Origin of the sequence: Methylomonas sp. AM2-LC (assembly GCF_039904985.1) — a bacterium.
Taxonomy (GTDB): Bacteria; Pseudomonadota; Gammaproteobacteria; order Methylococcales; family Methylomonadaceae; genus Methylomonas.
This window is the reverse complement of record NZ_CP157005.1, coordinates 1,941,918-1,965,315: the sequence shown is the minus strand read 5'-3', so window position 1 is coordinate 1,965,315 and position 23,398 is coordinate 1,941,918. Positions and strand designations below refer to the sequence as shown.

General features: G+C 46.4%; 20 protein-coding genes and 1 pseudogene. 5 read left to right on the top strand and 16 right to left on the bottom strand.

All coding sequences use genetic code 11. The features are described 5' to 3' along the window. Positions 1-71: 71 nt before the first annotated feature. Positions 72-731: a carbonate dehydratase gene (gene can / locus ABH008_RS09000; RefSeq protein WP_347989517.1), complete on the bottom strand. Its 660-nt coding sequence runs from the start codon at positions 729-731 to the stop codon at positions 72-74. Between the two features lie 211 nt (positions 732-942). Between can and ABH008_RS08995 the strand changes: the two genes are divergently transcribed. Beyond that, the gene (locus ABH008_RS08995; RefSeq protein WP_347989516.1) at positions 943-1,134 is read left to right on the top strand and encodes a hypothetical protein; all 192 of its coding nucleotides are present in this window, start codon (positions 943-945) and stop codon (positions 1,132-1,134) included. A gap of 63 nt (positions 1,135-1,197) precedes the next feature. On the opposite strand, the gene ABH008_RS08990 is transcribed toward ABH008_RS08995, so the two are convergent. The 3 genes from ABH008_RS08990 to ABH008_RS08980 are packed head-to-tail and all read right to left on the bottom strand — an operon-like array spanning position 1,198 to position 2,053. Further along, a complete protein-coding gene (locus ABH008_RS08990) occupies positions 1,198-1,527 on the bottom strand; it encodes an SMR family transporter (protein WP_347989515.1) in 330 nt (109 codons plus the stop codon). Between the two features lie 44 nt (positions 1,528-1,571). Beyond that, the gene (locus ABH008_RS08985; protein ID WP_347989514.1) at positions 1,572-1,730 is read right to left on the bottom strand and encodes a hypothetical protein; all 159 of its coding nucleotides are present in this window, start codon (positions 1,728-1,730) and stop codon (positions 1,572-1,574) included. Beyond that, complete coding sequence (locus tag ABH008_RS08980) at positions 1,718-2,053, bottom strand: UPF0175 family protein (protein WP_347989513.1); 336 nt, start codon at positions 2,051-2,053, stop codon at positions 1,718-1,720. Before ABH008_RS08980 ends, ABH008_RS08985 begins: the two co-directional genes overlap by 13 nt. Before the next feature lie 540 nt (positions 2,054-2,593). On the opposite strand from ABH008_RS08980, the gene murI reads away from it, so the two are divergent. Further along, the gene (gene murI, locus ABH008_RS08975; protein ID WP_347989512.1) at positions 2,594-3,499 is read left to right on the top strand and encodes a glutamate racemase; all 906 of its coding nucleotides are present in this window, start codon (positions 2,594-2,596) and stop codon (positions 3,497-3,499) included. An 84-nt stretch (positions 3,500-3,583) separates the two neighbouring features. On the opposite strand, the gene ABH008_RS08970 is transcribed toward murI, so the two are convergent. Next, positions 3,584-3,751, bottom strand: a complete 168-nt coding sequence (locus tag ABH008_RS08970; RefSeq protein ID WP_347989511.1) for a hypothetical protein — start codon at positions 3,749-3,751, stop codon at positions 3,584-3,586. A gap of 203 nt (positions 3,752-3,954) precedes the next feature. On the opposite strand from ABH008_RS08970, the pseudogene ABH008_RS08965 reads away from it, so the two are divergent. The 3 genes and pseudogenes from ABH008_RS08965 to ABH008_RS08955 form a co-directional block, all read left to right on the top strand. Further along, positions 3,955-4,620 (top strand): annotated as a pseudogene (locus ABH008_RS08965) (RHS repeat-associated core domain-containing protein); the annotation flags it as partial. Positions 4,621-4,626: 6 nt separating this feature from the next. Continuing rightward, complete coding sequence (locus ABH008_RS08960) at positions 4,627-5,079, top strand: hypothetical protein (protein WP_347989510.1); 453 nt, start codon at positions 4,627-4,629, stop codon at positions 5,077-5,079. Between the two features lie 156 nt (positions 5,080-5,235). Further along, positions 5,236-5,919 (top strand): IS6 family transposase, encoded by a 684-nt coding sequence (locus ABH008_RS08955; RefSeq protein ID WP_347989509.1) that lies wholly within the window; start codon positions 5,236-5,238, stop codon positions 5,917-5,919. A gap of 99 nt (positions 5,920-6,018) precedes the next feature. On the opposite strand, the gene ABH008_RS08950 is transcribed toward ABH008_RS08955, so the two are convergent. The 11 genes from ABH008_RS08950 to ABH008_RS08900 form a co-directional block, all read right to left on the bottom strand. Beyond that, positions 6,019-6,447, bottom strand: a complete 429-nt coding sequence (locus tag ABH008_RS08950) for a hypothetical protein (RefSeq protein WP_347989508.1) — start codon at positions 6,445-6,447, stop codon at positions 6,019-6,021. Next, positions 6,444-6,716 carry a hypothetical protein gene (locus ABH008_RS08945; RefSeq protein WP_347989507.1) on the bottom strand — a complete coding sequence of 91 codons (273 nt, stop codon included), beginning with the start codon at positions 6,714-6,716 and terminating at the stop codon, positions 6,444-6,446. Before ABH008_RS08945 ends, ABH008_RS08950 begins: the two co-directional genes overlap by 4 nt. 316 nt (positions 6,717-7,032) lie before the next feature. Next, positions 7,033-8,058 (bottom strand): Fic family protein, encoded by a 1,026-nt coding sequence (locus tag ABH008_RS08940; RefSeq protein ID WP_347989506.1) that lies wholly within the window; start codon positions 8,056-8,058, stop codon positions 7,033-7,035. Positions 8,059-8,474: 416 nt separating this feature from the next. Beyond that, positions 8,475-15,968, bottom strand: a complete 7,494-nt coding sequence (locus ABH008_RS08935; protein WP_347989505.1) for a JAB domain-containing protein — start codon at positions 15,966-15,968, stop codon at positions 8,475-8,477. 2 nt (positions 15,969-15,970) lie between these two features. Continuing rightward, complete coding sequence (locus ABH008_RS08930) at positions 15,971-18,172, bottom strand: transglycosylase SLT domain-containing protein (protein ID WP_347989504.1); 2,202 nt, start codon at positions 18,170-18,172, stop codon at positions 15,971-15,973. An 86-nt stretch (positions 18,173-18,258) separates the two neighbouring features. Beyond that, positions 18,259-18,480, bottom strand: a complete 222-nt coding sequence (locus ABH008_RS08925; RefSeq protein ID WP_347989503.1) for a hypothetical protein — start codon at positions 18,478-18,480, stop codon at positions 18,259-18,261. Continuing rightward, positions 18,480-19,193: a hypothetical protein gene (locus tag ABH008_RS08920; RefSeq protein WP_347989502.1), complete on the bottom strand. Its 714-nt coding sequence runs from the start codon at positions 19,191-19,193 to the stop codon at positions 18,480-18,482. Before ABH008_RS08920 ends, ABH008_RS08925 begins: the two co-directional genes overlap by 1 nt. Next, on the bottom strand, positions 19,186-19,644 hold the full coding sequence (locus ABH008_RS08915) for a hypothetical protein (RefSeq protein ID WP_347989501.1): 459 nt from the start codon (positions 19,642-19,644) through the stop codon (positions 19,186-19,188). Before ABH008_RS08915 ends, ABH008_RS08920 begins: the two co-directional genes overlap by 8 nt. Positions 19,645-20,002: 358 nt before the next feature. Then, positions 20,003-20,434 carry a Gp49 family protein gene (locus ABH008_RS08910; protein WP_347989500.1) on the bottom strand — a complete coding sequence of 144 codons (432 nt, stop codon included), beginning with the start codon at positions 20,432-20,434 and terminating at the stop codon, positions 20,003-20,005. A gap of 19 nt (positions 20,435-20,453) precedes the next feature. Further along, a complete protein-coding gene (locus ABH008_RS08905; protein WP_347989499.1) occupies positions 20,454-22,697 on the bottom strand; it encodes a hypothetical protein in 2,244 nt (747 codons plus the stop codon). A gap of 3 nt (positions 22,698-22,700) precedes the next feature. Then, positions 22,701-23,396: a hypothetical protein gene (locus ABH008_RS08900; protein WP_347989498.1), complete on the bottom strand. Its 696-nt coding sequence runs from the start codon at positions 23,394-23,396 to the stop codon at positions 22,701-22,703. Positions 23,397-23,398: the final 2 nt, after the last annotated feature.

Sequence of the window (23,398 nt, the reverse complement as noted above, 5' to 3'; positions counted from 1 at the left end):
ATCAGAGCGGCAACACATAAGATACGCCGACGGCTTCTGTGCAGTTTTTTTTGCTTAGCATGAAGCACTCTTTATGTAGTTAACGCAGAAATCGCATTTGCAATTGCCAATTCCACTAATTTTTCATCTTCTGCATTTCCATTTAAAGTCACATTTAAATCCTTGAGTAATCCGTTATTGAGTCCATAGACCCAACCATGTATGCTCAAATTTTGTTTGCGTCGCCAGGCATGACCTACTACGGTGGTTCTGGTAATATTTCTAACTTGATGGATTACATTAAGCTCGCACAGCACTTTCCAGCGCAAATTGACGTCGATATGCATATTTTTGAAAGCGGGGTAAAGATCGCGCACATCTTGTATATGGCGCAACCAATTGTCAATTAACCCCAAATGAGTACCTTCTAGCGCAGAGAGCACCCCGCCACAACCATAGTGCCCAACTACCATAATATGTTCAACTTTCAGTACATCTATCGCATATTGAATGACGGACAGGCAATTTAAGTCGGTATGCACCACAATATTAGCGACATTGCGATGCACAAATATTTCACCGGCGTTTAGCCCGGTAATTTGATTTGCCGGCACTCGGCTATCCGAACATCCAACCCACAGATACTTTGGCGATTGCACATTGATCATATCGTTAAAAAAATCGGGATCTTTTTCTAAAACTCGCCTAGCCCAGTTAATATTGTTGTTAAATAATTGGTTTAGATTTGCCATAACGATTAATTAAGATTGATAAAAGAAAAACCAGGCTAGAAATTATATTTTTAGCTGATTACTCTTAGCTTATGCTAAACACAACAAAGCGAATTGCGTAAACCCATGGCAATGGGTTTTATTTTTATACAACCCAGGCTACGCCGAAGACTCTGGCAATCTATGCCGGAACGACAGCTTTGATGTATATAAATTGCATTTGCAGAAGCTTATGGGTAATCAGCTATTTTATATAAGCTATTTACCCAGTAAGCATAGACGAGAATTTACTTTTTTATATTACAAACAGCAGAATTTTGCAGGTGAAGCTGTGCCGTTAGAAAAAACATTGGCAACTGCCTGTCAAAAAATAGGAAAAATGAGCGGTTGTATTTTTGATGTGCGCAAAAATAGGTTTAGCTAACTAGACCAAAACCCGCTGTCGTGATGGAAGGGTTACCGCTGCATGAGTGAATCCACAAAATTATTAATTGCTGACTGATTTTGAAAATACGTTGAGTACGATTACGCCTGCGGCTATCAGCAGCATGCCCACCACCGCAGCCGTATCTAGCCTTTGGCCATATAAAATCCAGCCAAGTAAAGAAATACACACAACCCCCGCCCCCGACCAAACGGCATAGGCAATACCAACCGGAATTGTGCGTAGTGTTAAGGAGAGAAAATAGAACGCTAAGCCATATCCAACCACCACTATGACTGACGGATAAAGCTGTGTAAAGCCTTCTGAAGCCTTTAAAGCTGAGGTTGCAAGTACCTCTGAAACAATTGCAATTGCGAGATAGAACCAATTCATACTAAACGCCTAAAAGTGATGTGATAGTTTATGTATATAATCCCTTAAAAATGGGTTAATGCTTCTTTTGAATGATTACGAAGACATTCTTCAGCGACAAATTGTGTAATGGTAACGTGTATAAATAGCTGTGGTAATAGCTGCAAATGATCAACTTTTGCCAGCGCGATGAGTGGCCCAGCATCGGCAATTATGACAACCACGTATCCAGAGTCTCCAGTTCCTTACTCGTTTGCTGATCGGCCACAACAACATCAATATCTAGCTGGGTTAAGTGATCAATAAATTCAGAAATGCTAAGGCCACTAATTTGCGAGGCAGCACCTAAAGACAATACACGATCTTTGAACAAACTTGCCGCTAATGCCGGTTTTAATTGTTCATTGATATCGCCTAAAGATGTCTTTACATTAAAAATCATCGCATTTGGCTCATTGCCTTTCATAATCAAAACAGGTTCTTGCTCAGCATGTCGCAACGCTTCTGATGGATTTTTCTTTAAGTTACGGACATTGGTTGCATACATAGCCTATACCTCAGTCTAAAAATCACAGCGTAGTCTACGCCAAGTAGGAACGCAAATTATTATAGAATAATCAATCATTAACTTTTTATTCGCTTAATAAAATCAGTTTTTTGCATTATGATAAGGCAAGGACATAAGCCGCAATTATCAAAGCGGTTGCCTCATTGGGCGTCAACAGATGCAGGGTAGGCATATTTTGTTTACGAATACTTTTAGCACATGAATCGCTAAAATATCAATTCATGCCAGACTATCGCTATTATAATTATGGTGGCATTTTCTTAAATACGTGATAAGCCATCTGTTTCGCAATAATATTCTTTGGGATGTTATGACAGCATTTCCTTAATTACAAGGCGATTGGCTTCATAGGGTGGAATACGGTTTGTACCTATTCCACCCTATGAAAAACCAACGCTTTATTGAGTGCGAATTATGGCTTTAAATACACTGAACTGAATTTTTTAAACCTGAGCTTTTTTTTGTTTATCCATTTTTTGATTTATTCAACAAAGCCGAGTCCATTCCAAGGGAACATCGGTGTATAACTCCGGACCGAAAGAGTGGCAGGACCGAATCACTGCGCGTTCGGCTGGCGAGATCGCGGGAACGACTTCCTGCTCGATGGCTGCCGCTAGTGCGGTAGGCGTGTTCGACTCGGGCATCGGCGGCTTGTCGGTGCTGCGTCACATCCGCACGCAACTACCACACGAGAATTTGCTGTATTTCGCCGACACTGGTTTTGCGCTTTACGGCGACAAACCAGAAGACGTGATCGTTGCGCGTTCGCTGACGATTGCCGCTTTCCTGATACAACAAGGGGCGAAGGCATTGGTGGTTGCCTGCAATACTGCCACCGCCGCGGCTATCAAGGCCTTGCGTTCATCCTACCCTGCTCTGCCTGTCATTGGCGTGGAGCCGGGTTTAAAGCCTGCAGCGGCGCTGACGCAATCAAAAACCGTGGGCGTACTGGCGACTAACCGCACACTAGCCAGCGCAAAATTCAATTTGCTACGAGAACAAATCAACGCCGCGACCAACGTGCGCTTTGTAACGCAGGCTTGCATCGGTCTCGCTGACCAAGTCGAAAAAGGCGATTTGCAGTCATCGGCGACCGCGTTGCTAGTACATCGCTATGTCGCGCCGCTAATCGCACAGGGTGCCGATACACTGGTACTGGGTTGCACACATTATCCGTTTGTACAAACATTGATCGAAGAAGCGGCGATACGCTCTGGCAAATCCCCGGTCACCATCATCGACACCGGCGAAGCGGTCGCACGCCAATTGCTGCGCTTGTTGGAACAGGATGGAATACAAAACCCGGCCAGCAATACTGGCACGCTGAAAGCGTTCTCGACAGGTAGTAAAACCACACTGGCAGCTGCATTCGCCACGCTGCTGAATCTACATCCGGCCTTTATAGAAGGACGGGTGATGCTTTGAGGTACACATGTTCTAGGCTTGGTTGAATTAATAAAAACAATGGGGATGAATAAATGCAGGGTATTAGCCTGCCCTATTGAATTATCAGCTCTTACGGATGCTAGCATAGACAATTGCAGCGATAAATAACATGACTAAAGTCGCCGTATATATATAAACCGTAATGGCATCGCCAAATATTATACTGCTTGCCAGCATTAAACACGGTGCAGCAATATACCCCATCAGAAATATAAAAAAAGGATTTTTCATTTTTAATCACCTTTGCCTGAAATCAATTGGGGTAGACTTTAATACTGCTAAAATAAATTTGCTTGGTTTCGGTTGAACATATTATAAATTCACACTGTCCACATTGGTTATCATTGTAAAACGCTGATATTGCATAACAAAGAAAAGGAAGCAGTTTGAATTTAAATTAACCTGACCCCTTTAAATATGATTATGATCCGTATGGCAACCCCGTACAAACAGCCGGTACGGGTGCAACGGATTTTAGATACGCGGGTATGTTTTACCTGCCCAATCCGGGCGGCACAGCAGGCACGGGTCTTTACTTGACCCAGTATCGGGCGTATGATCCGTCTACAGGAAAATGGATTTCTAGGGATCCGATTGCGGAAGAAGGAGGTGTTAATCTCTACACCTATGTTAGTAACAATCCACTTCGGTATACTGACCGACTTGGATTAAGTGGGAATTCATCACCTACAACATATAGTTTTCCTTCTAGCCCCCTTACTTTGCCTTTACCAAATACCAATGATCCTCGTTGGATTGGTAGTCCAGCAAACAAAGCTTTTGTTGATAGTGTTTACAACGCATGTCCCAATAACGGTGATGCGAAAAAGCATGGTGGCGACGCTCATAATGATGCAATAGATGAGCTAATTGATAAATTAAAGCAAAACCCTGATGTTGAAAATATTCGTAAAAACCAACAACAGGTTGATGTTAATGGCAATAAAGTAGGTACAAATAGACCTGATGTTCAGTACGATAAAAATGGTGATCACTATGTTGTTGAATATGATAATGTTCCCAAGAATAGTGCTGATCATGGCAATGTCATTCAAGCTAATGACCCTAAAGCAATTGTAGATCTTAATCTTTTGAAGTAATATTAAATGAATAATACGACTTTGGAAGTTTTATTGAATAATTTGGATGGTTCAGGCTCTGATATAGAAATAAATGCTATTCGTGAACTTCGCAAATTAGTAGGTAGCGGATTACCTGCTCTTTTGTTAAACAAGTACCGTGTTTCGAAAAAATGGCAGGTAAGAAGTTCTTGCGTATACCATTCCATTTGTTATGCTCGTGATGTAGAAGAATCAGTTCAGTTAGGGATTGAAGCATTATCAGATAAATCAAAAGTTGTACGGTATAGAGCTTGTATGCTGTTAGCCTGCTCTTTAAATAAAAATGCAATTTCTGTTTTGAAAGAATTAGAGTTGTTAGCTAGTGATAGCGAAACTCAGGCAAATGCTCATGCAGCAATAGACGCTATAGAAAACCAAAATACAAATTATTTTGTTGATCGTAATCACACAGGTAAAGTGAAATTGAATTTTCAATGAAAGCTGCAATGCAAAAACGGTGTAACCCCGATAAGGTACGCTAAATAGAATGCTGCCCAGATGTATCATTCTCGTGATATATATGGAATCAACGGTTTTGTCGCAAATTTTGCTGGCTCTTTGCGATAATGCCCGGAATTTGAGTAGGTCAAAAGCATGATCAATTTCCGTGATGCCCATTATCCAAAAGATGCCATCCTTTACGCTGTTTATTTTTATGTTCGTTATGGCGTATCGTATCGGGATCTTGAAGAAATTTTAGAAGAGCGCGGTGTCCACGTTGATCACTCAACGCTCAACCGCTGGGTGATCCGGTATTCGCCGATGATTGCCGAGGCCGCGAAGAAAAGCAAACGAACGGCCGCCGATTCCTGGAGGATGGACGACACCTATATTAAAGTCAAAGGCCAATGGGTATACCTGTACCGGGCCATTGATAAGTATGGCGATACTATTGATTTTATGCTGTCAGAACGCCGGGATGAAGAGGCGTCCACACGCTTTTTCAAACAGTCGATCGATAACAATGGCCTGCCGAACCGTGTAGTCATCGACAAGAGCGGTTCAAACGAAGCCGGTTTGCTGAACATGAACATCTTGTTATTCCTGGTCGGTTGGATCTACCTCATCGAGATCCTGCAGGTCAAATATCTGAACAATCGAGTGGAACAGGATCATCGGTTCATCAAAAAGCTGACCAATCCGATGCTAGGGTTCAAGGCATTTCATTCTGCCCAAGCGACCTTAGCCGGCATTGAAACGGCGCATATGATCCGGAAGGGCCAGTTGTCGCAAATCGGAATTCCGGCTTACCGGCAATTTATGTCGTTAGCAGGATAACTCTGTCCGGCGGAATGTTGGTTTTTGGTTCCTGAAAAATTTGCGACACAACCTATATTGGGTTGCAAGAGAAAGCAACCCAACCTGTTACTTAACTCGTTATGATTCTAAGAGGCCATTCATAATAGAAGCAGACGCAACTATTTCATTACTAACCCATAGCTGTAAACCCAAGTGAAAATATTCAAATGGTGTTTGTATTTCACCATTATCAAACAGCACAGACGTTCCTATTTCACTTGGTTCACAACCTAAAATTTCACTAAGCTGATTTACGCTCATACCTATGATATTTTTATCTTTGTAAATAAATTCTTCATAAGAAGTAATCGAAATTATTGATTCGTTATCGACATAAATATAAATTTCAACGTTAGGTATTTTATAGCCTACTAAATCAGTTGCATGCCCATCATCTTCATCATCGTCATCCAATAAATGTAATGTGTCAATATAGCTGGCAATCTGATCTCCTAATTTAATAATGCCTAAACTAAAATTAGGCACCCATTCCCAAATACAGCTCATCGTTTACATCCTCGGCTATGTTCTTCACCTTTCCTATTTTTTTGAGCAATTCTTCTAATGTTTTCAATTTTAGCTTTGATTTTCGCTCTTTCTGATCCCGTTGCATTTTCCAATTGTTTTTCAAGATCATCAATTTGTTTTTGTTTTTTTGAAAGAGCTTGATCATCCCCGTGTTTCTCATTCTTGCCATTATCGGTAGCGTTGTAAATATTATCAATCGCACTTGGTTGATCTACTGAATCAGCAATTATCGCAGCACCAAGAGCCACAGTAGCTGCATTAACTAGAAACTCACCTGCCGACCAAAGTGCGATTCCTTCGACTATGCATAAGTCTTCTAAGCAAAGCCCAGTAGAGTCGGTATAATTTAGCGGGTTATTGTTAACATAGGTGTATAAATTAACCCCGCCCTCTTCCGCAATCAGATCTCTTGTGTAAAAAAGGGGTCAGGTTACTTTATATCCTATAAATCAAAAAATTTTTGTAAAAAAATCGATGAGCTTATATCTAACCATCTCACTATATATGGACTTACGCTCTAACATATTAAAGCCAAAATAATGCTCCTAATACCTAGCATTTATTCTATTCTCTTTTAATAAGCCGATATTTTTGTTTAGAACTGGTCGGTTTATCAGGAATCGTTGCTTCTACCAAACCAGCGTCTATTAATGGCATTAAGATATTCTGACGAAATTTGCTTCTGTCTGCGCGTTTAAGAATAGCCATTAATTCAAGCAAACTCATTTCTCCATTAAACTGAGCAAGTAGCCGAATCTGATCTGCGTTTAAATCAGACTTAGTGCCTACTTGCTGCCGACTTGGTGCCTCAACTTCAAAAATCTGAGCCAACACCACTTCCTGCATGGCAACCAATAAGGCTTGCAGCATATATTCTATAAAACCTGTTGCATCACTGGCTTTATCTGCGGCACTTAGTGCTGCGTAATAGTCTGCCTGTTGCTGACAGATTACCGTTTCTACTGGCAAATAAGCCAAGGCCGTTTTCCATTTTGAAAGGATCAGAGTTTGCCATAAGCGCCCCATACGACCATTACCATCGCTAAAGGGATGAATAAATTCAAATTCGTAATGAAAAATACAACTGGCAACCAAAGGATGAACGGCACTTTTTTCCAGCCAGACTAATAAATCGGAGATTAACCGCACAACTTGACTGGGTGGCGGCGCCATGTGTATCAGTAGTTGATCGCGGTAGATTCCAACCCCCGTTTGTCGCCATTGCCCTGCATCATCGACCAAGCCCTGCATTAACAGATCATGTGCTGCCAACAAATGCTTAGGATTATGCGCTTGCCAATCTGGTAATTTTTCATAGGCGGTAAATGCATTGCGCACTTCCTGAATTTCGCGAGGTAAACCTAACACGCGCTTGCCATCCAGTAAAGCGGTTACTTGCTCTAGCGTTAGGCTATTATGTTCAATGGCAAGTGAGGCCTGAATGGTTCGGATACGATTGCCACGCCTTAATTGCGGCGATAAAGCATCATCACCCAATAATGCACTCCAGCGCCCCAGTTGTTCACTGATGTCTGCCACCAAAGTTAAAATGATAGGCGTAATATTGTAGGGTGGCTTATAAGCGGGCATCTATAATTCACTATACGCTTAGATTAAAGCCATAGGAGCAGTATTATAGAAAACTATTGGATAAACTAAAGAAATAGATTTTATGTACATCAATTTACCTATTTCATAATAGCTAATTTATGAACATTTGATCAATTTAACTCTTCAGCATCGGGACGGCTAAAGAGTTAATAAATTTGTGACGCTATTTACTTATCAGTGACTTAAACAAGTAAAAGTAAAATGGCGGAGAGCTAGGGATTCGAACCCCAGGAGGGGTATTAGCCCTCAACGGTTTTCAAGGCCGACATTAATAAAAACAATATCAGTATATTACATCGGTTTCACTTCAGCAATTACAAAAATATTTTATTTATAAGTGACTGTTTTTTATAAATACAATTTACAATTGCTGAAGTGGTTTTAGGATCATATTTTTAATGCCTAGCCTCCTTATACCCAAACGCAATCGCCAACGGATTATGCGTTTTCCCCTGCGCCAACGCCTGCACCCCAGAAATAGTATCATTCACCTGCGCAGCACCCGGCAATTTCCCAACATCACCCAAAAACGACACCATCGCTTTCCGGAACCCATCATCAAACTCACCCTGCCGACCCTGCACAGTCAACTTATACGCATCTTCAACAATCTTCAACGACGTTGGCCCGTGATAATCAAACCCATGTCCCAGCAAACCCTCCTGAAACACACTATCAAACTCCCGAACGCCCACAATCCCGCTTAACATATTCGACAAAGTAGCCGATGCCACTGACCTGGGCAACTCCTCCCACTTATCATCATCACCCGGCACAAACAACGCCAGCAATAAAACAGAATAAAACGCCGTCATCACATACAAATTTAAAAACGTAGCCGCCTTACTCCCTGCAGACTTCGCAGACATACCGCTATTAAGCCCTAAATTCAAAACCGTATTCTGAAACGAATAAAACATCGTAAATAATTTTGCCCACGGAATCCGCTCAACCTCCGCCTGATCCATCATCAACCCACTGCCCTGACTGTCTTTCACCGCCTGATCAGCCAGATCAATCGCCAACCGTTCCTCACGTCCTTCCGCACACGCCTTACTATAAGCACCCACCCAAGTCGGCAAATCCACCATCTCCTGCATGCGAATAATCAGAAAATACCCATTATCATTCAACCAACGCTGAAACGCAGGATCATCATTCAACCGATTACGTGCATCATTCAAATCTCTAAACTGCGTGCGCTGGCGATTAGCCATAAAGCTCGACAACTCATGTACCCGTTCCCTGCTCCATTCTGGATTAGACACATACTGTTTAATCCCCTCAACCATCCAACCCTTACCGATCCGCTCTGCAGTCTGCACAAAACCCGTAATCTGTTGTACACCCGACATCAACCGCAAACCCAACACCGACAAGCCCACATATTGACGCATCACCCCAAACGCACGGCCAACCACATCCGACATATACTTTTCACCACCCGCAATATCTTTTTGCGCATGTTTAAAAATACCCACCGCCTCTGGCCCATAATGCGCACGAATCACCTCATCAACACCGCCTTTTTCTTTCATCAACTGATTCATATCAATCATGATTTCATGAAAGGCCAAATCGTTAACCACCTCATTCAAACCATCAAACAACCCAGCCCAATTCAAAACCAGCGGACGATTAAATACCTCATCTACCCGCGCCTTGGTAAACGAACGGCGTGTAGTCGCCGACGTATAAGCCGCCTGCAATTGCTCTTTTAAAGTCTGGGCCGCGCCATGTTCCGCCGCTTTCTGGCTAGCCCTGGGGTCGAACTTTACAGGATAATAACCACCCGACGCCTTAAACACATGACCATCGGCTGTCGTCACTTCAAATGGCAACGGATCAATCCATGCAGGCTCAACCCCATAAACCCGACGCTCCTTAGCCGCAATCTCAGGCCGCAACGATTCGAATAAATCCCAAACGCCCTGCACTGCCTGCCATTCCGCCAGCGTCAAACTCTCGCGTATTTTCTGCACCTGCTGATAATTCCATTTTTCACCCGCCATTAGCCGCTGCATATTACTCTGATTACCGCTATTAAACGCTACAGCCATCCGTTCAATTCTGTTCAAGCCTCGCCCAATCGGTTTAGATTTACCCCAACCTTTAAATAAACCGCTCACACGCTCATCATCTTGCTGAATTTTTGGCAACTCCGGAAAATACATTACTTCCTGCATACGCCCTAACGCATAAACCGGCGACATTAACGCATCCACCTTTTTCGACAAATCCGCAATCATGCCCGTTTTCCAATCGCTAGCAATATTCAACGGCCTAACGATATACTCCCACATAGCCCCCGCGTCCGTATCACCATCCAGAATACGTGCCGCCGTCGGCATTTTAAAATGCGCAGCCAAAAATGACCGGGTCAACTCACGTAGCCGCCCCGCTTTATCCGTTGCCGTTCGTGTATTCGATACCCTGTCACCAGCATATTTTTCAACCGACGCCACAATCTCCGCTTGCGCCTCCTGCACATTCCTCGCCTTCTGACTCTTAAGCAACTTATTCTTCATGCGCCCAAGATGCTCAATTTGCTCAATCGTATCCTTAAGCCCCCGCAACTCATCAACCCTCAGATCCTTATAATTAATCCTATTCGCCGCATCCAACCAAAAATCAGGAATATCCGGCTCCTTACCAATCGCCTTTTGCTCTTCCACAAACTTCTGCAAACTCGCCCGCCGTCCACGCGTCCGCTGACTCACCGGCCGCAACTCAACCCGCTCCAACAACTCCACAATCTGATCCGTATAATCCGCCGCCACCAAACTCCGTATCGATCGGGAATCGAACTTAGCAAAATACCGAATCATCTTCTCAATCTCATCAAGCGCATCTAAGCATTCCTTGCCCGCATAAAAATTATAAATCTGATTACGCTGCTCAGCTGCCGCCGTCGCCATATCCCCCTTACGCAACGCCTTAACCACGGCTTGGCCAGCGCGTCGCTCCGCTGCTGTATACTGACCAGGCTGTAAATCCCGCACCCGTTGCCGCGCAATAATCTGCCGCGCAAACTCCCTGGCCGCACGTTCCTGTATGCGTTTTTTACCAGACGCTTTAGCCAGCGCATCCGCTTCCGATTTTAAAAACCGCGCCCGCACCTCATTATGTATCGCCAAATTAGCCGCCTGCTCCAACGCAGCAGGGCTGGTAATATCACCATACGTTTCCAACATGCGTTCATCGGTGCGCCGTTCAATTTCCTCACGTGGCGTAGGGGCAGCTGCCAACGTCCGCACCAACTCATCACCACTGCCAAAATCAATACCTGGTAACTCAGCCACCAAATCAGGATGCAACCCATCTTTAGCAGTCATACCCGCATCCTCAAGGTTGGCCACAATCGCCTCTGGCAACTGCATATTTTTCAACGCATTCAAATCTAAGCGCCCCGCGCCCAATCCTGCTGGATTTACCACATGCTCGCCGGGTCTTGCTTCATCAGTAAAGATATCGTTAAACGCAGCCTGATTGCTGTACTGCTTATCCCATCGCAATTCCTTATCAAACAAGTCTTCAAGCTGGTTAGGCAAAGCACCCTTTTCGCCAGGCACAATATACCCATGCTGTACTAAACCCTCTAACATATGATCAATGGTAAGACCACCCACTTTACGTACTACCGGCTTACCAAATACCCCACTCGCTGGCGCTTGTGCCGGATCGAATCCCCAAGTGCTTTCCAGCTCTTCCCTGTTCAAACCGCCTAGTTTTGCAATGGCCGTAAACAAACTATCCAATTCTGGATCAAGCACATCAGGATTCGATTTACGTGGACGTGGTGGGATAATTTTATCGCCCGGTGTTAACTTATTGGTCAAAAACGCCCAGGCACGGTATACAGGTTCACCAAGCACTTCCATGCGTACCTCACGCCTAATCGCTTTTCGCTTGGCCTCGTTCTCTGCCTGCATACGCTTCAATATGCCAGAACGCGCGTTCTGTACCCACTGCAAATCCTGCACAGCCCGGCGGCCTAATAACATATCCGCACTTTCCGTCGCCCCAAACTCGCGCGCCTGATACGCCGCAAACTCATCAGGCGTCATACCCGCTTCCACGGCATCCTTAAATATCGGCATCATAGACTGGCTACGCTGCGCAATAGCAATCTGCTCATCACTCGCCAACAACCGATCAAACACCCTACGCACCTCGTCAGACAACTCCACATTCAACGCCGAAAAATGTTCGTAAACCTTTTTAAGCCACGCCGCAAACTTATTAAATATCCCCGCCAACTCTAACGACGGCGCTTTGCCCTCAAACAAATACGACTCAAACCCGCGCGCAAACTGCTCGTGATAAGGTATCTTTTGCTCAAACGGCAACGCATGCCACGCATCAACCCCGCCATTAATACCAAACCACTCTAATATGCGTTCAAAATCGCCCACAATCTCAACAGGCGCATCCGCTTGTGCAGCCAGATCGGCCAACGTCTCCAAATAAAAATGCCCGCTTTCATGTAAAAAGGTAGACGCATCAGCTTTTTTCAAAAACGTAATCGTATGATCATGTGGCGTAAAAGCACCTCGGTTATCACCTTCCTGGTTAAAATGCGTACCCTTAGTCAATAAGCCGCTTTCAGCATGCGAAATAAATTTACGCCCCTGCTTTTCCAGCACATCTAATACAGAGACATCTGCTCCGCGCAAAAAATTAGCCAAATTATGCTGCTCAATTGGCCGCATATCGCCCTGATTAACCACAATCGCATTCGACGCATTCGACATCGATAACGCCCTAAACAGCGCATCCATACCACCATTACCGCGTAAAACAGAACTATCATTACCATGCATAGGCACAAACGCCACCGGATAATGTTGCGTATCCATCAACATAATACCCGATTGCCCACCACTCACCTGATCAGCAGCGGCAACCGCATTCTTAAAATCATTAACAGACGCATCTGATAATTTACTTTCGTCCGCAAACACACGCTCAATCACAGGCGTTTTAACCGTTTTATTCACGGTACCAGTAGTACCGTACTCATCATTGCTTACATAATCGGTATACACCCATTTACGCCCAGCACCCTCCGCACCACCAATTGCTAACATGCCTCGCGGCGCAATCGCGCTGCCATCAAAAATGTTATAAAGCTTTTTATATATATCCCGATCGGCACGCGACAACTCAGCGGTACCACTGGGATGATTATGCGCAAACCAAATATTCGCCGCACCCTTAATCCTAAACGCTTCACTCACAATCGTTGCCGGGTAAACACTTGCAGACGCAATCGCACCTTTAAACGCACCTACCACAGCCAACGGTTTACCATCTTTATCCGTTACCAACGCATCTAACCGCTCAACAGCCCCACGCGCCAAATACGCTAACGCTTGCGCCGCCTCAGCAGGCGAATTTACCGCAGCCGCACCCAGCTCCCGCGATCCCTCTTCCGACATTTTAGTTTTCGTCGCATACGTACCCGGTGGCGTATCATCGCGGTATAGCGATTCATGCGCAGCCGGGGTGGCTCCAGCGTCTCCTCGCCCTTGGGATAAATCATTGCCGAATAAGTCATGGGTATAAATATCGCCTTTACGCTTTTGATACAACGTAGATTGATGAAAAACAGTATTGTAATCCTGAATATCTTGTGCTAGATTGTCAATAGGCTCTGCATTGCCGATTGAGATCCGTTCAAGACCATCGTGCTTGGCAAGTGACTCAACCAACATGGTTGCAGAGCCTTCCTTTTCCACTTTCAACGATTCAACCGTATAAATCTTACGTCCCTGATCAATCTGCGACGATTCTTTAACGGTCATTTTAACCAAACGCATGCCATCTTTAGTCATCATCGGCGCAAAAAAACGATGCACAGCATTTAAACTATGATGCTTATTATCATCCGCCTTACTCCAACCATGCACAGCCTCAGCAAATAACTTATCTAAATTTGCCACCGCCAACGCATGATCACTCGCAGAACTGGATTTATTCACCGCTTTCGCGCTTAACATCTTATCCAGATTATTACGTGAAACAGACGCTTCAAAACCATGTCCACCTGTTAAAGTAGTACCCTGAAAATCCTTAGCCGCAGCCCGCGCCTCATTAAAACTAACCGCCTGCCGTGGCATACTGGACTTATTCTCAAGCTCAGTCTGATAATACCCCGCCTTACCCAAACCCTCTGCTCTAACCCTAAGAGGATACTTCGCATGCAACGCCTCAGCATCCACACCCAAGCGCCGCGACATCGTGCCAAAAAACGCACTCATCAAATCCGCATACGCCTCATTCACCTTGGGCCGATGCACCCCTATCGCCTGTAAATCCGCCAAAATATTAGCACGCACATTCTGCACAGCCGTCCGTTCAACTGTTTGCCGATCATGCCACTGCAAAGCTTTTTCCATTTCAGAGCGCACCACATCACCACTCTCAAACGACGACATAAACGCGTCGGCTTCATAATGGCTCATCTCCTCAGGCTTCAAGCGCAAATGCTCCAGCAGCCCGCGGTCCATCTCGGTACCGGCTACATGCGTTAAATACTCATCCATCGGAATGCGAACATCGCCACCGCTGGCCAACGCCTCCCCATACTGATCAGCCACAGCAGGCGACACCCGTTTTAAATCATCAGCCAACCCAGATTGATGCAAAACCTTAGCATCAATATACACATTTTCCGCATTGCTACCATTACTGGCATCCTTAACAAAATCCTGAAACGTCGAAATGGACCGACCACGTACTTTATTAGCCGCCGCCAACGCAGACAACGCCGCAATATAATGTTGATCATCCATGCCGTTACGCGCCTGATCCGCACCATTCAAAGCAGAATCAAGGCCTTTCATAATCGCCACCTGACCGCCACCACCCACCAACGTCGCTACCGCCGTTTGTATGGCTGCATCCGGCCGCGCATCCAAATAATCCTGAAACGATTTTTCCGGATGAATATTCAACCACTCATTCATATCTTGCAGCGCGGTGGCGGCTTGTTCGCCTGGCATCTCCCTTGCCAAAAAATCGCCCATGGTTTTCAGCATCGGCGATCCAGCTTTCAAACTTTTAAACAGATTATCAACGCCAAACTTTTCCGTCGCATATTCAATCGCCGCATCACCCGCGCCATACAACACCGCGCGATTGGGCGATAAACCCTCATCACGCGCTTTGCCATAACTCTGGCCGCCCGTCATTGCCGCCATACCTGACAAAGCCAAATCAGGCCTATCTATAGCCAAAGCCGCAGGAAGCGCTAGCGCATTCTGACTCAAAGATTGCAAACCAGAATAATAACCACTCTCCAAATTCCGCAACGGCGAATCAGGCGCTGTCACCATATCACCCGCACCCGCTTCCAAATGTTTACGCCACGCCGTTTGGCTCTCGCGTATATTCTTAAACATAGCGACCACAGGCTCAGCAATATTCACAGGCAATAGCGTACCTGCCGTCGGCTCCAGCAATTGCTGTACCTGCTCAGCACCCGCTTGCAATACACCCGCAATACCCTCGGTACCCGCAAAAATACCCGACGATATAGACCGCCGCGCATTCGTCGGAAACTGCAAAAACTTTTCCAATGTGCCTAAATTATGTACATCATCATGCGATATCGCAGCTTTTTCAGGATCACCCAACACAGCCCCAGTCGCCGGTAACTGACTCACCAAACTGTCATAATCCAGACTATCAACCGTTTTCAGTCGCTCATAATCCGCCTGATTAAACCGCACCGTATCCACCGGCACTTGATATTGCTTAGCCGTAGACTGCAAAGCCGCTTCCTGATCCGGATTTTTATCCGCCACCGCAAACACATTTTGCCGCAAACCCTGCGCCGCATCAGCCGTATACTGATCAATCAACTCATCATAATTATCAGCCATGTTTACAGTCCTAAATGTTTACGATACAACGCATTAATCTCAACCTCATTCGGCGCTCTGCCCACTTTCTGAGCAAACTTATCCACAATCGCCGCTCTGTCCTCAGCGGGTACCGCTAAGTTCTCAGTACCTTTTAATAAACCCGCAATAGTATCGGTTTCATTAGTGCCGTAGATACGCCCAGGCGTCACCACCTTAACCGGCGTAAACACCCCCGCAGCCACTTTCCGCACCTGGTCCTCAGTCAAAGGCTTTTTCTGTATATCCTCCTGGTGTCTAACCGCAGTAATAAATTTCGATTGCAAAGTGGCGACCTTATCTACGACCTCTTTATTTTGTAAGACGCCCTTATTATCAAACCGCGCCCCCGTTTCCAAACCCGCTTGATGTGCATAATCATTAAAAATCGCATCATTACTTTGCAAACGCGTCATCGCCTCCGGCTGTTTCTGCGTAGTCTTCCGCTCCGTCAACTGCTCAAACTGATTGTTACTCAACTGATAACGCAAAGACAGTAAATCGGTCTGTTGTAACTTTGTCCGATTATTCATCAACTCAGACCACAACGGCCAGTTATCCGGCGGCTCCGAACCATTCGCCACTCGATGATCATACTGAATCATAGCGTCATAATGCCCTGCTGGAACCGCAGAGCGGATACTCGGCGGCATCTGCGCCAACTGCCCAGGATTCTGCTCAATCCAGCGCTGTGCCGCCGATAAACCATCAGACTCCTGCTGTTTAATCGCCTGATCATGCAGCCTGAAATTGCTAGACGCTTGCTCACGCACCAACCGCAATGCTTGCGGATCAGCATTGCCGCCCTGCGATTTTAAAAACAAATTCGTCGCATCATTCACAACCTGTTCTTCCGTGGGCCGCGCAAACTGACCACCACCCGTAGAGTACGCGGTCATATTTTTCTGCACATAGTCTTGGGTTTCCTTGGGCAAATACTGCAAAGGGCTACCACCCTGCTCCCGTGCCTGATCAATCGCCGCATCAACCTTACCCGGCCCGGCGTTATAAGCGGCCCACCCCAAACGCAAATCTCCATATTTTTGCATCTGGGTCGATAAATACGCAGACGACAACGCCCGGTTATACTTCACCGCAGCGTCATCTTTAGCGGCATCCCCGCTCCGGTGCGCATTAAACAACTCAGGCAACCACGGCAACCCCGCCGCCTTAGCGGCTTCCGGTGCGGTATCCGGCATAATCTGCCCAATACCAATCGCTCCGGCGGCGCTTTTAGTGGGTGCGCCGGTATCATCCCAATGCTGACCGCTCGATTCACTGCCCACCGTAATATTATTAATACGCGCCTGGTCGCCCGTTTGCAAATAAGGCGCAGCGGCAACCATCGCCTGATTCGCTGCTTGAAGTGCCGCACTCTGAGTACTGTAATTATTCAACGCATGACTAGCCGCCAGCCAATCATCCGGCGTCATATGCTTACCAAAATTTCGTAAAATCTCATTAGCTGCAGCCGGGTTCTTTTGTTCCAAAGCCACCCCAAACGCCCCCTTTAACGCATCACTAGCATGTTGCGTACCTGCAGCAATCCCGGCTTCCGGTGGCAAACCCTCCAACTTGGCCAAGTCACCCGCCGCTTGATAAATACCCCCCACTTGCTGCTCCAACAGCGTCACATTATTATTATTCGCCGCCATGGTCTGCTTGTTGGTATCAATCGTCGCCTGATACACCCCACGCTGATATACCCGCGCCTGCTGGCCCATATGCTGCAATATTAAGCCGGACGTATGCGCCGTCTGCTCATTCGCCCATTCCAAATACTGGCGTTTCGACTCATCATTACCCAGGCTATCCGCCACCGATTGCGCATGGTCTTTAAACGTATTCAACGCACTATCCAATGGCGATACGCCATTCGCATCCGCTTGAAACGCCGAAGCACCCTGCCTGCTCAACACGCCATTATTCGGATCATAAAGCAGCTTATTTAAAAACTGCTGGCTCTGATTACGCCCATCTAACGCCTTATCTCTAAAGAATTGCTGTTGCTGTGCCGAATAAATATCCGAATAAACCTTATTCGCCTCCTCACCCATCTGGCTCAATCCACCCGCCACCACCGCCGCATTCGGATTTAATAACCGCTCCGGGCTGGCGTTAATCTCCTGCCGCGCCTCCGGCAACGCACCCAATTCAGTCGAACGTTGATAACTGGCCACACTCATAAATTCACCTTACAAAAAAAAAGCCCGCAAACGCGGGCTAAAATTTAAACGAAACTTTTTTAAACAAAATACGCGTTAAACGCAAGTCAACCACTCGGTACCGTAATAGGGCAAAAATACACAGGTATCTTAGGCATCACCAACAAACCGCCCGATGTAAACACCATCCAGCCACCCGTAGCAAACCCATCATCATCACGCCAAAACCCCACCCGGCATACGCCTTGCTTAGCCGGTGATGGCCGCTCAAACCATAACAAAATATGTGCACCATCTTTCGGTGCTTGGTCAATCGGCAACCAATCCATTAGCCGCGATTCGTAAACATTAAATTACCGGCATTACCCATGGCATAACGGCTGCCACTCGTTAATAACGTGGAGCCTCCCGTCATCGCCGCTGCCAACCCAGGGCTACTGTTTTTCGCCTGCCAATTTGATAGTGCACTATTCGCGCTATAATTTTGTGCCTGCTGACTATAACCCCACGCAGACATGGCCGCATTGGCTTGTATAGTATTCACATCCGCGTTATTCAAAAAATGCGTCGTCGTCAATAAATCGACCGCACTCCCACTATTCGCCATCACCCCATTCCCCGCCAAGCCTGCACGCTGCTCACCCAACACCTGTGCCGCCTGCTGTTCAGACTGCATCGCCGCCGCCTGCCCAGCCTGTAAAGTGCTACTACGATTATCCAGCGCCAACTGCGCGTTATTCGCCTCTACTTTCGATTGATACAGAGCCGATTGCTGCTGTGCGTTAGATTGCAAATACTGGTTATAACCCGATAACCCAGATGACGCTAACGACAAAGCGGTACCTGTTCCCAGCATACTACCAACACTGCCAATACCCGCACCTGCATACGCACCAATACTACCCATAGTCGATGCCGTGGCTGTAGAAGCCAAGCCCACAGACGTCGCCTCACCCGCAGCTATACCCGCCGCAGCCGTACCACCCTCAGTCCCGGCAACAGAAGCCGCCGCTAAAAACGCCTCCGAAAATCCATCACACATGCGCCACCCTCTCAAACCGCATCACATTAAACCCTGGCCGCGCTTCTTGACTATATAGCATGTCAAATCCCAACAGCTTCAACCACCGCATTACCCGTACCTGGCGCACATCAATCACATTACTCAACACCGGATACACTGCCAGCATGGCATCCACCCCGGCCCGCGCCTCCTTGGTCAAGCGCAACAAATGCTTATCCAACAAATCGGTACCCAACAACCACGGTGCCGCCCGTGTAGTATTAATCGGCGAACAACCCGCAATACACAACAACTCACCATCCGCCAACCAAGCCCTAAGAAACTGCGGATCACTCGCCTGCACACTCGCAATCACCGCCTCACAAGGTTTAAGCGCCGTCACGGCTTCCAGTTCCTCAATATCCCCTGGCCGCAGATGCTCAGCCAGATAAACCAAATCATTATCTTGCGGAAAGCGCGACGTAATCATTCATACCTCTGATAAATACCGCAATTAGGGCATAAATGCCCCTCAGGTGTTAGATGAAACAAATCATTTTCACACTGACAAACCCTGCGTGTTTCCGGTTGAAACTCAAATTTGTATTTGCCTTTCATAGTTAAACATGCAGGACATTCAAGTTTAGTGGTACCCGTGGGTGCTACTGCCTGCCATTCATGTTTACAATGCAGGCAGAATGCCAATCCAAAGCCCGTCTGTTCAGAATAAACCAGGTCGGTTTCAGGTTTTATAAAAGGAACCACCTTATTTTCAGACTTAGGCCATTCACAACCACGATTACCACAAAATGGGGTTCTAACGGATGGATTGCATTTACACATAACTTTTATAGATAACCTTTGCCGTGACACAATCCACAACGATCATCACCGAATTTAAAAACGCCATTGGGATTACATTCAGGGCAAGGACTGTCTCTTAATTTTTGCTCAAGCTCCAATTGTGCATCTTGAAAAAGCTTTGCCCGATAAAGTTCGCATTTCAAACGATACCCCTCTAACTGCCAAACTTTATTACGTGCATTTTCAAAAGCAATCTTGTTTCCCAATTCTTGATCAAAGTTTTCAGGAGAGGCACACGCAGACTCACCGGTCACAGTAAAACCGTTTTTAAGCGTTAACAGGGCCACTGTAGTAGTGGTGCCGGGAAATGTATAAAACGCTTTTTTAGTAATCGCCGTATCAATATCAGACGGCTTTATACGTAGCGCATTTAAACCTTTCGCTTGAATTTCATTCTCAATCTCTTGTTCACTCATAAAATAATCCTCATAAAAACTAACCACCCACCGCAACTTCCAACGTCATCCCCACCACCGTCAACGGCAGCGGATCACTCATCAACACCATCACCTGCGAACTTTCATTCAAACTCGATGTAATCGCCACCTGTAAAATATCACTCACTAACGGCGTAGGCGCACTCGGCGCAAACACCCCAGTAGTCACTTGCACTAAATTCGGCACATCTACCGCCGCATTCCCTGTATAAGGCCCGGCCATAAATGCGCCAGAATCCACTACACGCACCCAAATATCATTGACATCTTTAACGCGGCTCTGCCCCATATCCGCATCACCCTGAATAATCGGCGGCGGCGTTATCAATTGTGCAGTAAACGGCAAACCCACCTGCACCAGTGTCGCTGCAAAATCCAGATTCACCACCCCCCCGGTTACCACTTGCTGGCTCATCACATAACCATCCGCCAAAATAGCCACCGTTTCGCCTTCCAACCAATTCAAGCCAGCGATTGACGAAACAGGCCCCGTGCTACTGGTAAAACTCGCCCCAGCATCCACGTAAAAAGCATTCATTAAATTAACCACTAAAGGCGGATCAATATATTCCAAATAACGTACCGTGTTTCCGTTCACGGTACGCTTCACAATCACATACAACCGATCAGCACCATTTTCGGGAATGGAACAACAGCTTTCAAAAACACCATCCGTCACATGTTGGTGCCAAGCGCGAATATCCTGATCTGGCACATACGTCAACCCCAACAACACCCCCGCACTATTAATCGCCCATACAATCGGATTCGGCGTATGTGTATACGCCATATCCACAATCGTTTCGCCATCAAACAAATGCTGTGCCAGCAAACACAAATCCGCGGATTTATACCCTTGGATGGTCCAGTCAAACGATAACTCGCGCAACCGGCCACCGTTATATTGCGGATACACCACAAAATTATTGCTGGTAATGGGCATTACATTCGCAGCGCCATTCTGCGCCTGACTTTTAATCGCCAAACTGGAGGGCGTCAATGCATCCCCCGAAGCGGTATAAATCCGAAACTCGTTAGAAGCCGTAAATGCAATCAAATCCAACGATTGCACTAAGTGCAATATTTGATTCTGCCCCCGCGCATAAATACCAAACCGCAACGCGTCACTGGCTTGGCTCGGAATCGAATAATCCATATTATTCTCGGTACCCGATTGCGTCGCCCAGCAATTAGACGGTTGATTGATCGTGCCACCAAAGAACTTACGTTGCTCGTAATAACAGACAGCGCCCGGATAATTTCCCGCGCTATTAAAAATGGTGGTGTTTTGCGGCGGCGTCTGCCCCATATCCGGCGTAATATTGTTATCCGTAAATGTATTTACGCCATACGGCACCTGCCCCGCATAACCAAACGCACCGCCATTAATGCTTTTATACACGTTATACGCGCCAATCGTCTGCCCGCTCGGTACTGTCGCCGCCGTCCAAGTAATAGTGTTATAGTCACCCGTCACCGTTAAATCATTGGTGACTGCACCACTGGCTGTGCTGGGCAAACTTTCCTGCACCCCCAAACTATCGACAGTCGTCACTTGGTATTTAAACGTCTCAGTAACAGACGCATGCGGTGCAGTCGCCACCGCCGTCACGGCCGTGGGTGGCGTAAATGCCGACGAAAACGCAATAGGCGCTAATACCCACTGTGTATTTCCCAGCCGTTGCAATTCTTGTGGCGGATAATTTGGATGCACTAACGTAATCACATCGCCCGATTGCACATAATGCAACGTCGATAAATCTGATTGGTTATACGGATTCGGTATTTCATATTCTCCCGTACCCGGCATAGCATACCAATTCAACGGATTAGCAATCGGGGCCAGCCCTGTATTAGCGAGTATGCAGTAATAATTCACACCACCTGCCACCACCGCATCACCCACATGATACGCAGTCACAATCGCCCATGTCGGCAAAGTACCTGCCAACAACACAGCGCCATCGGCATAAAATCTAAAATTACCCGCAGATGCCACAATCACAAAATTCTGTGTCTGGCTAAAGTTAAACTCAATCAACTTGGCATAAGCCGTGCCGTTTTTAATCGCCGCCACAAACGCGGTACCCAAACGCCGAATCACAGGGCCTTGCGGTGTCACCAGCATATTCAAACACGTCGCCAACCCATTCGCCACTTTGTCAATATCCACCCGCTCATACATCAACGGCGATATTTCCCCGGTCGAAAAACTTAATCGTAACGTTCTACTATTCGGCATAAATTAAGCACCGTTTCGCATAGCCAGTGCGGCTGGCACATAACGTGGATGCTCCACACGTCGATTCGCATCCGCCACCTTGGCTTTATCCAGCCAAAACGTATACGTCTGCAACAATTTTTCAACCGCCGTCACACCTACATCCCCTTTAATCATCGCCCCCGCCAATTTACTGGCCAGCATACAACTCAACGCTTGCACAAATAACGGCGGAAAATTCGCAGCACTGGTCACAAACCGCACATACTTCAGCATAGCATTGGCTTGATTGGTCAAAATCAAACCATTACCCTCACTATCTGTTTCACAGGTAAAGTCCTGCTGGGTGGCCAGTTGCATGCCCGGCGAAAACGTCGGGTAAAAACTCACCAAACCCAACGGTGCAGGATAGGCGTTCGAAAATGTCCCGGTAATATCACCCTGTGCATCCGATTCATAAATATCCAAAGGCGTCACGACATCCCCGGGTAACTGATACGCGTACTGCCACAACTGATTTGGATTATCCACATTCGCTAACAACACAGTCGTAGTCGCAAACGTCCAGGCAAACTCCGCCAATAACGTCGATAAAGACAGCGAATACAACGCCTGACAATTCGACGCGGCAACAGATCCATCAGTTAAAGACGAAATCACCGCAGGCTTGCCAATCAAAACCAAGGCGGCATTACAAATATCAACGTCAGTGGTAGCCATAG

Coding starts and splice junctions, on each gene's coding strand:
- can (WP_347989517.1), bottom strand. CDS start 731: ATGGCAAATCTAAACCAATTATTTAACAACAATATTAACTGGGCTAGG.
- ABH008_RS08995 (WP_347989516.1), top strand. CDS start 943: ATGGGTAATCAGCTATTTTATATAAGCTATTTACCCAGTAAGCATAGA.
- ABH008_RS08990 (WP_347989515.1), bottom strand. CDS start 1,527: ATGAATTGGTTCTATCTCGCAATTGCAATTGTTTCAGAGGTACTTGCA.
- ABH008_RS08980 (WP_347989513.1), bottom strand. CDS start 2,053: ATGTATGCAACCAATGTCCGTAACTTAAAGAAAAATCCATCAGAAGCG.
- ABH008_RS08970 (WP_347989511.1), bottom strand. CDS start 3,751: ATGAAAAATCCTTTTTTTATATTTCTGATGGGGTATATTGCTGCACCG.
- ABH008_RS08960 (WP_347989510.1), top strand. CDS start 4,627: ATGAATAATACGACTTTGGAAGTTTTATTGAATAATTTGGATGGTTCA.
- ABH008_RS08955 (WP_347989509.1), top strand. CDS start 5,236: ATGATCAATTTCCGTGATGCCCATTATCCAAAAGATGCCATCCTTTAC.
- ABH008_RS08950 (WP_347989508.1), bottom strand. CDS start 6,447: ATGAGCTGTATTTGGGAATGGGTGCCTAATTTTAGTTTAGGCATTATT.
- ABH008_RS08940 (WP_347989506.1), bottom strand. CDS start 8,058: ATGCCCGCTTATAAGCCACCCTACAATATTACGCCTATCATTTTAACT.
- ABH008_RS08935 (WP_347989505.1), bottom strand. CDS start 15,968: ATGGCTGATAATTATGATGAGTTGATTGATCAGTATACGGCTGATGCG.
- ABH008_RS08930 (WP_347989504.1), bottom strand. CDS start 18,172: ATGAGTGTGGCCAGTTATCAACGTTCGACTGAATTGGGTGCGTTGCCG.
- ABH008_RS08925 (WP_347989503.1), bottom strand. CDS start 18,480: ATGGATTGGTTGCCGATTGACCAAGCACCGAAAGATGGTGCACATATT.
- ABH008_RS08920 (WP_347989502.1), bottom strand. CDS start 19,193: ATGTGTGATGGATTTTCGGAGGCGTTTTTAGCGGCGGCTTCTGTTGCC.
- ABH008_RS08915 (WP_347989501.1), bottom strand. CDS start 19,644: ATGATTACGTCGCGCTTTCCGCAAGATAATGATTTGGTTTATCTGGCT.
- ABH008_RS08910 (WP_347989500.1), bottom strand. CDS start 20,434: ATGAGTGAACAAGAGATTGAGAATGAAATTCAAGCGAAAGGTTTAAAT.
- ABH008_RS08905 (WP_347989499.1), bottom strand. CDS start 22,697: ATGCCGAATAGTAGAACGTTACGATTAAGTTTTTCGACCGGGGAAATA.
- ABH008_RS08900 (WP_347989498.1), bottom strand. CDS start 23,396: ATGGCTACCACTGACGTTGATATTTGTAATGCCGCCTTGGTTTTGATT.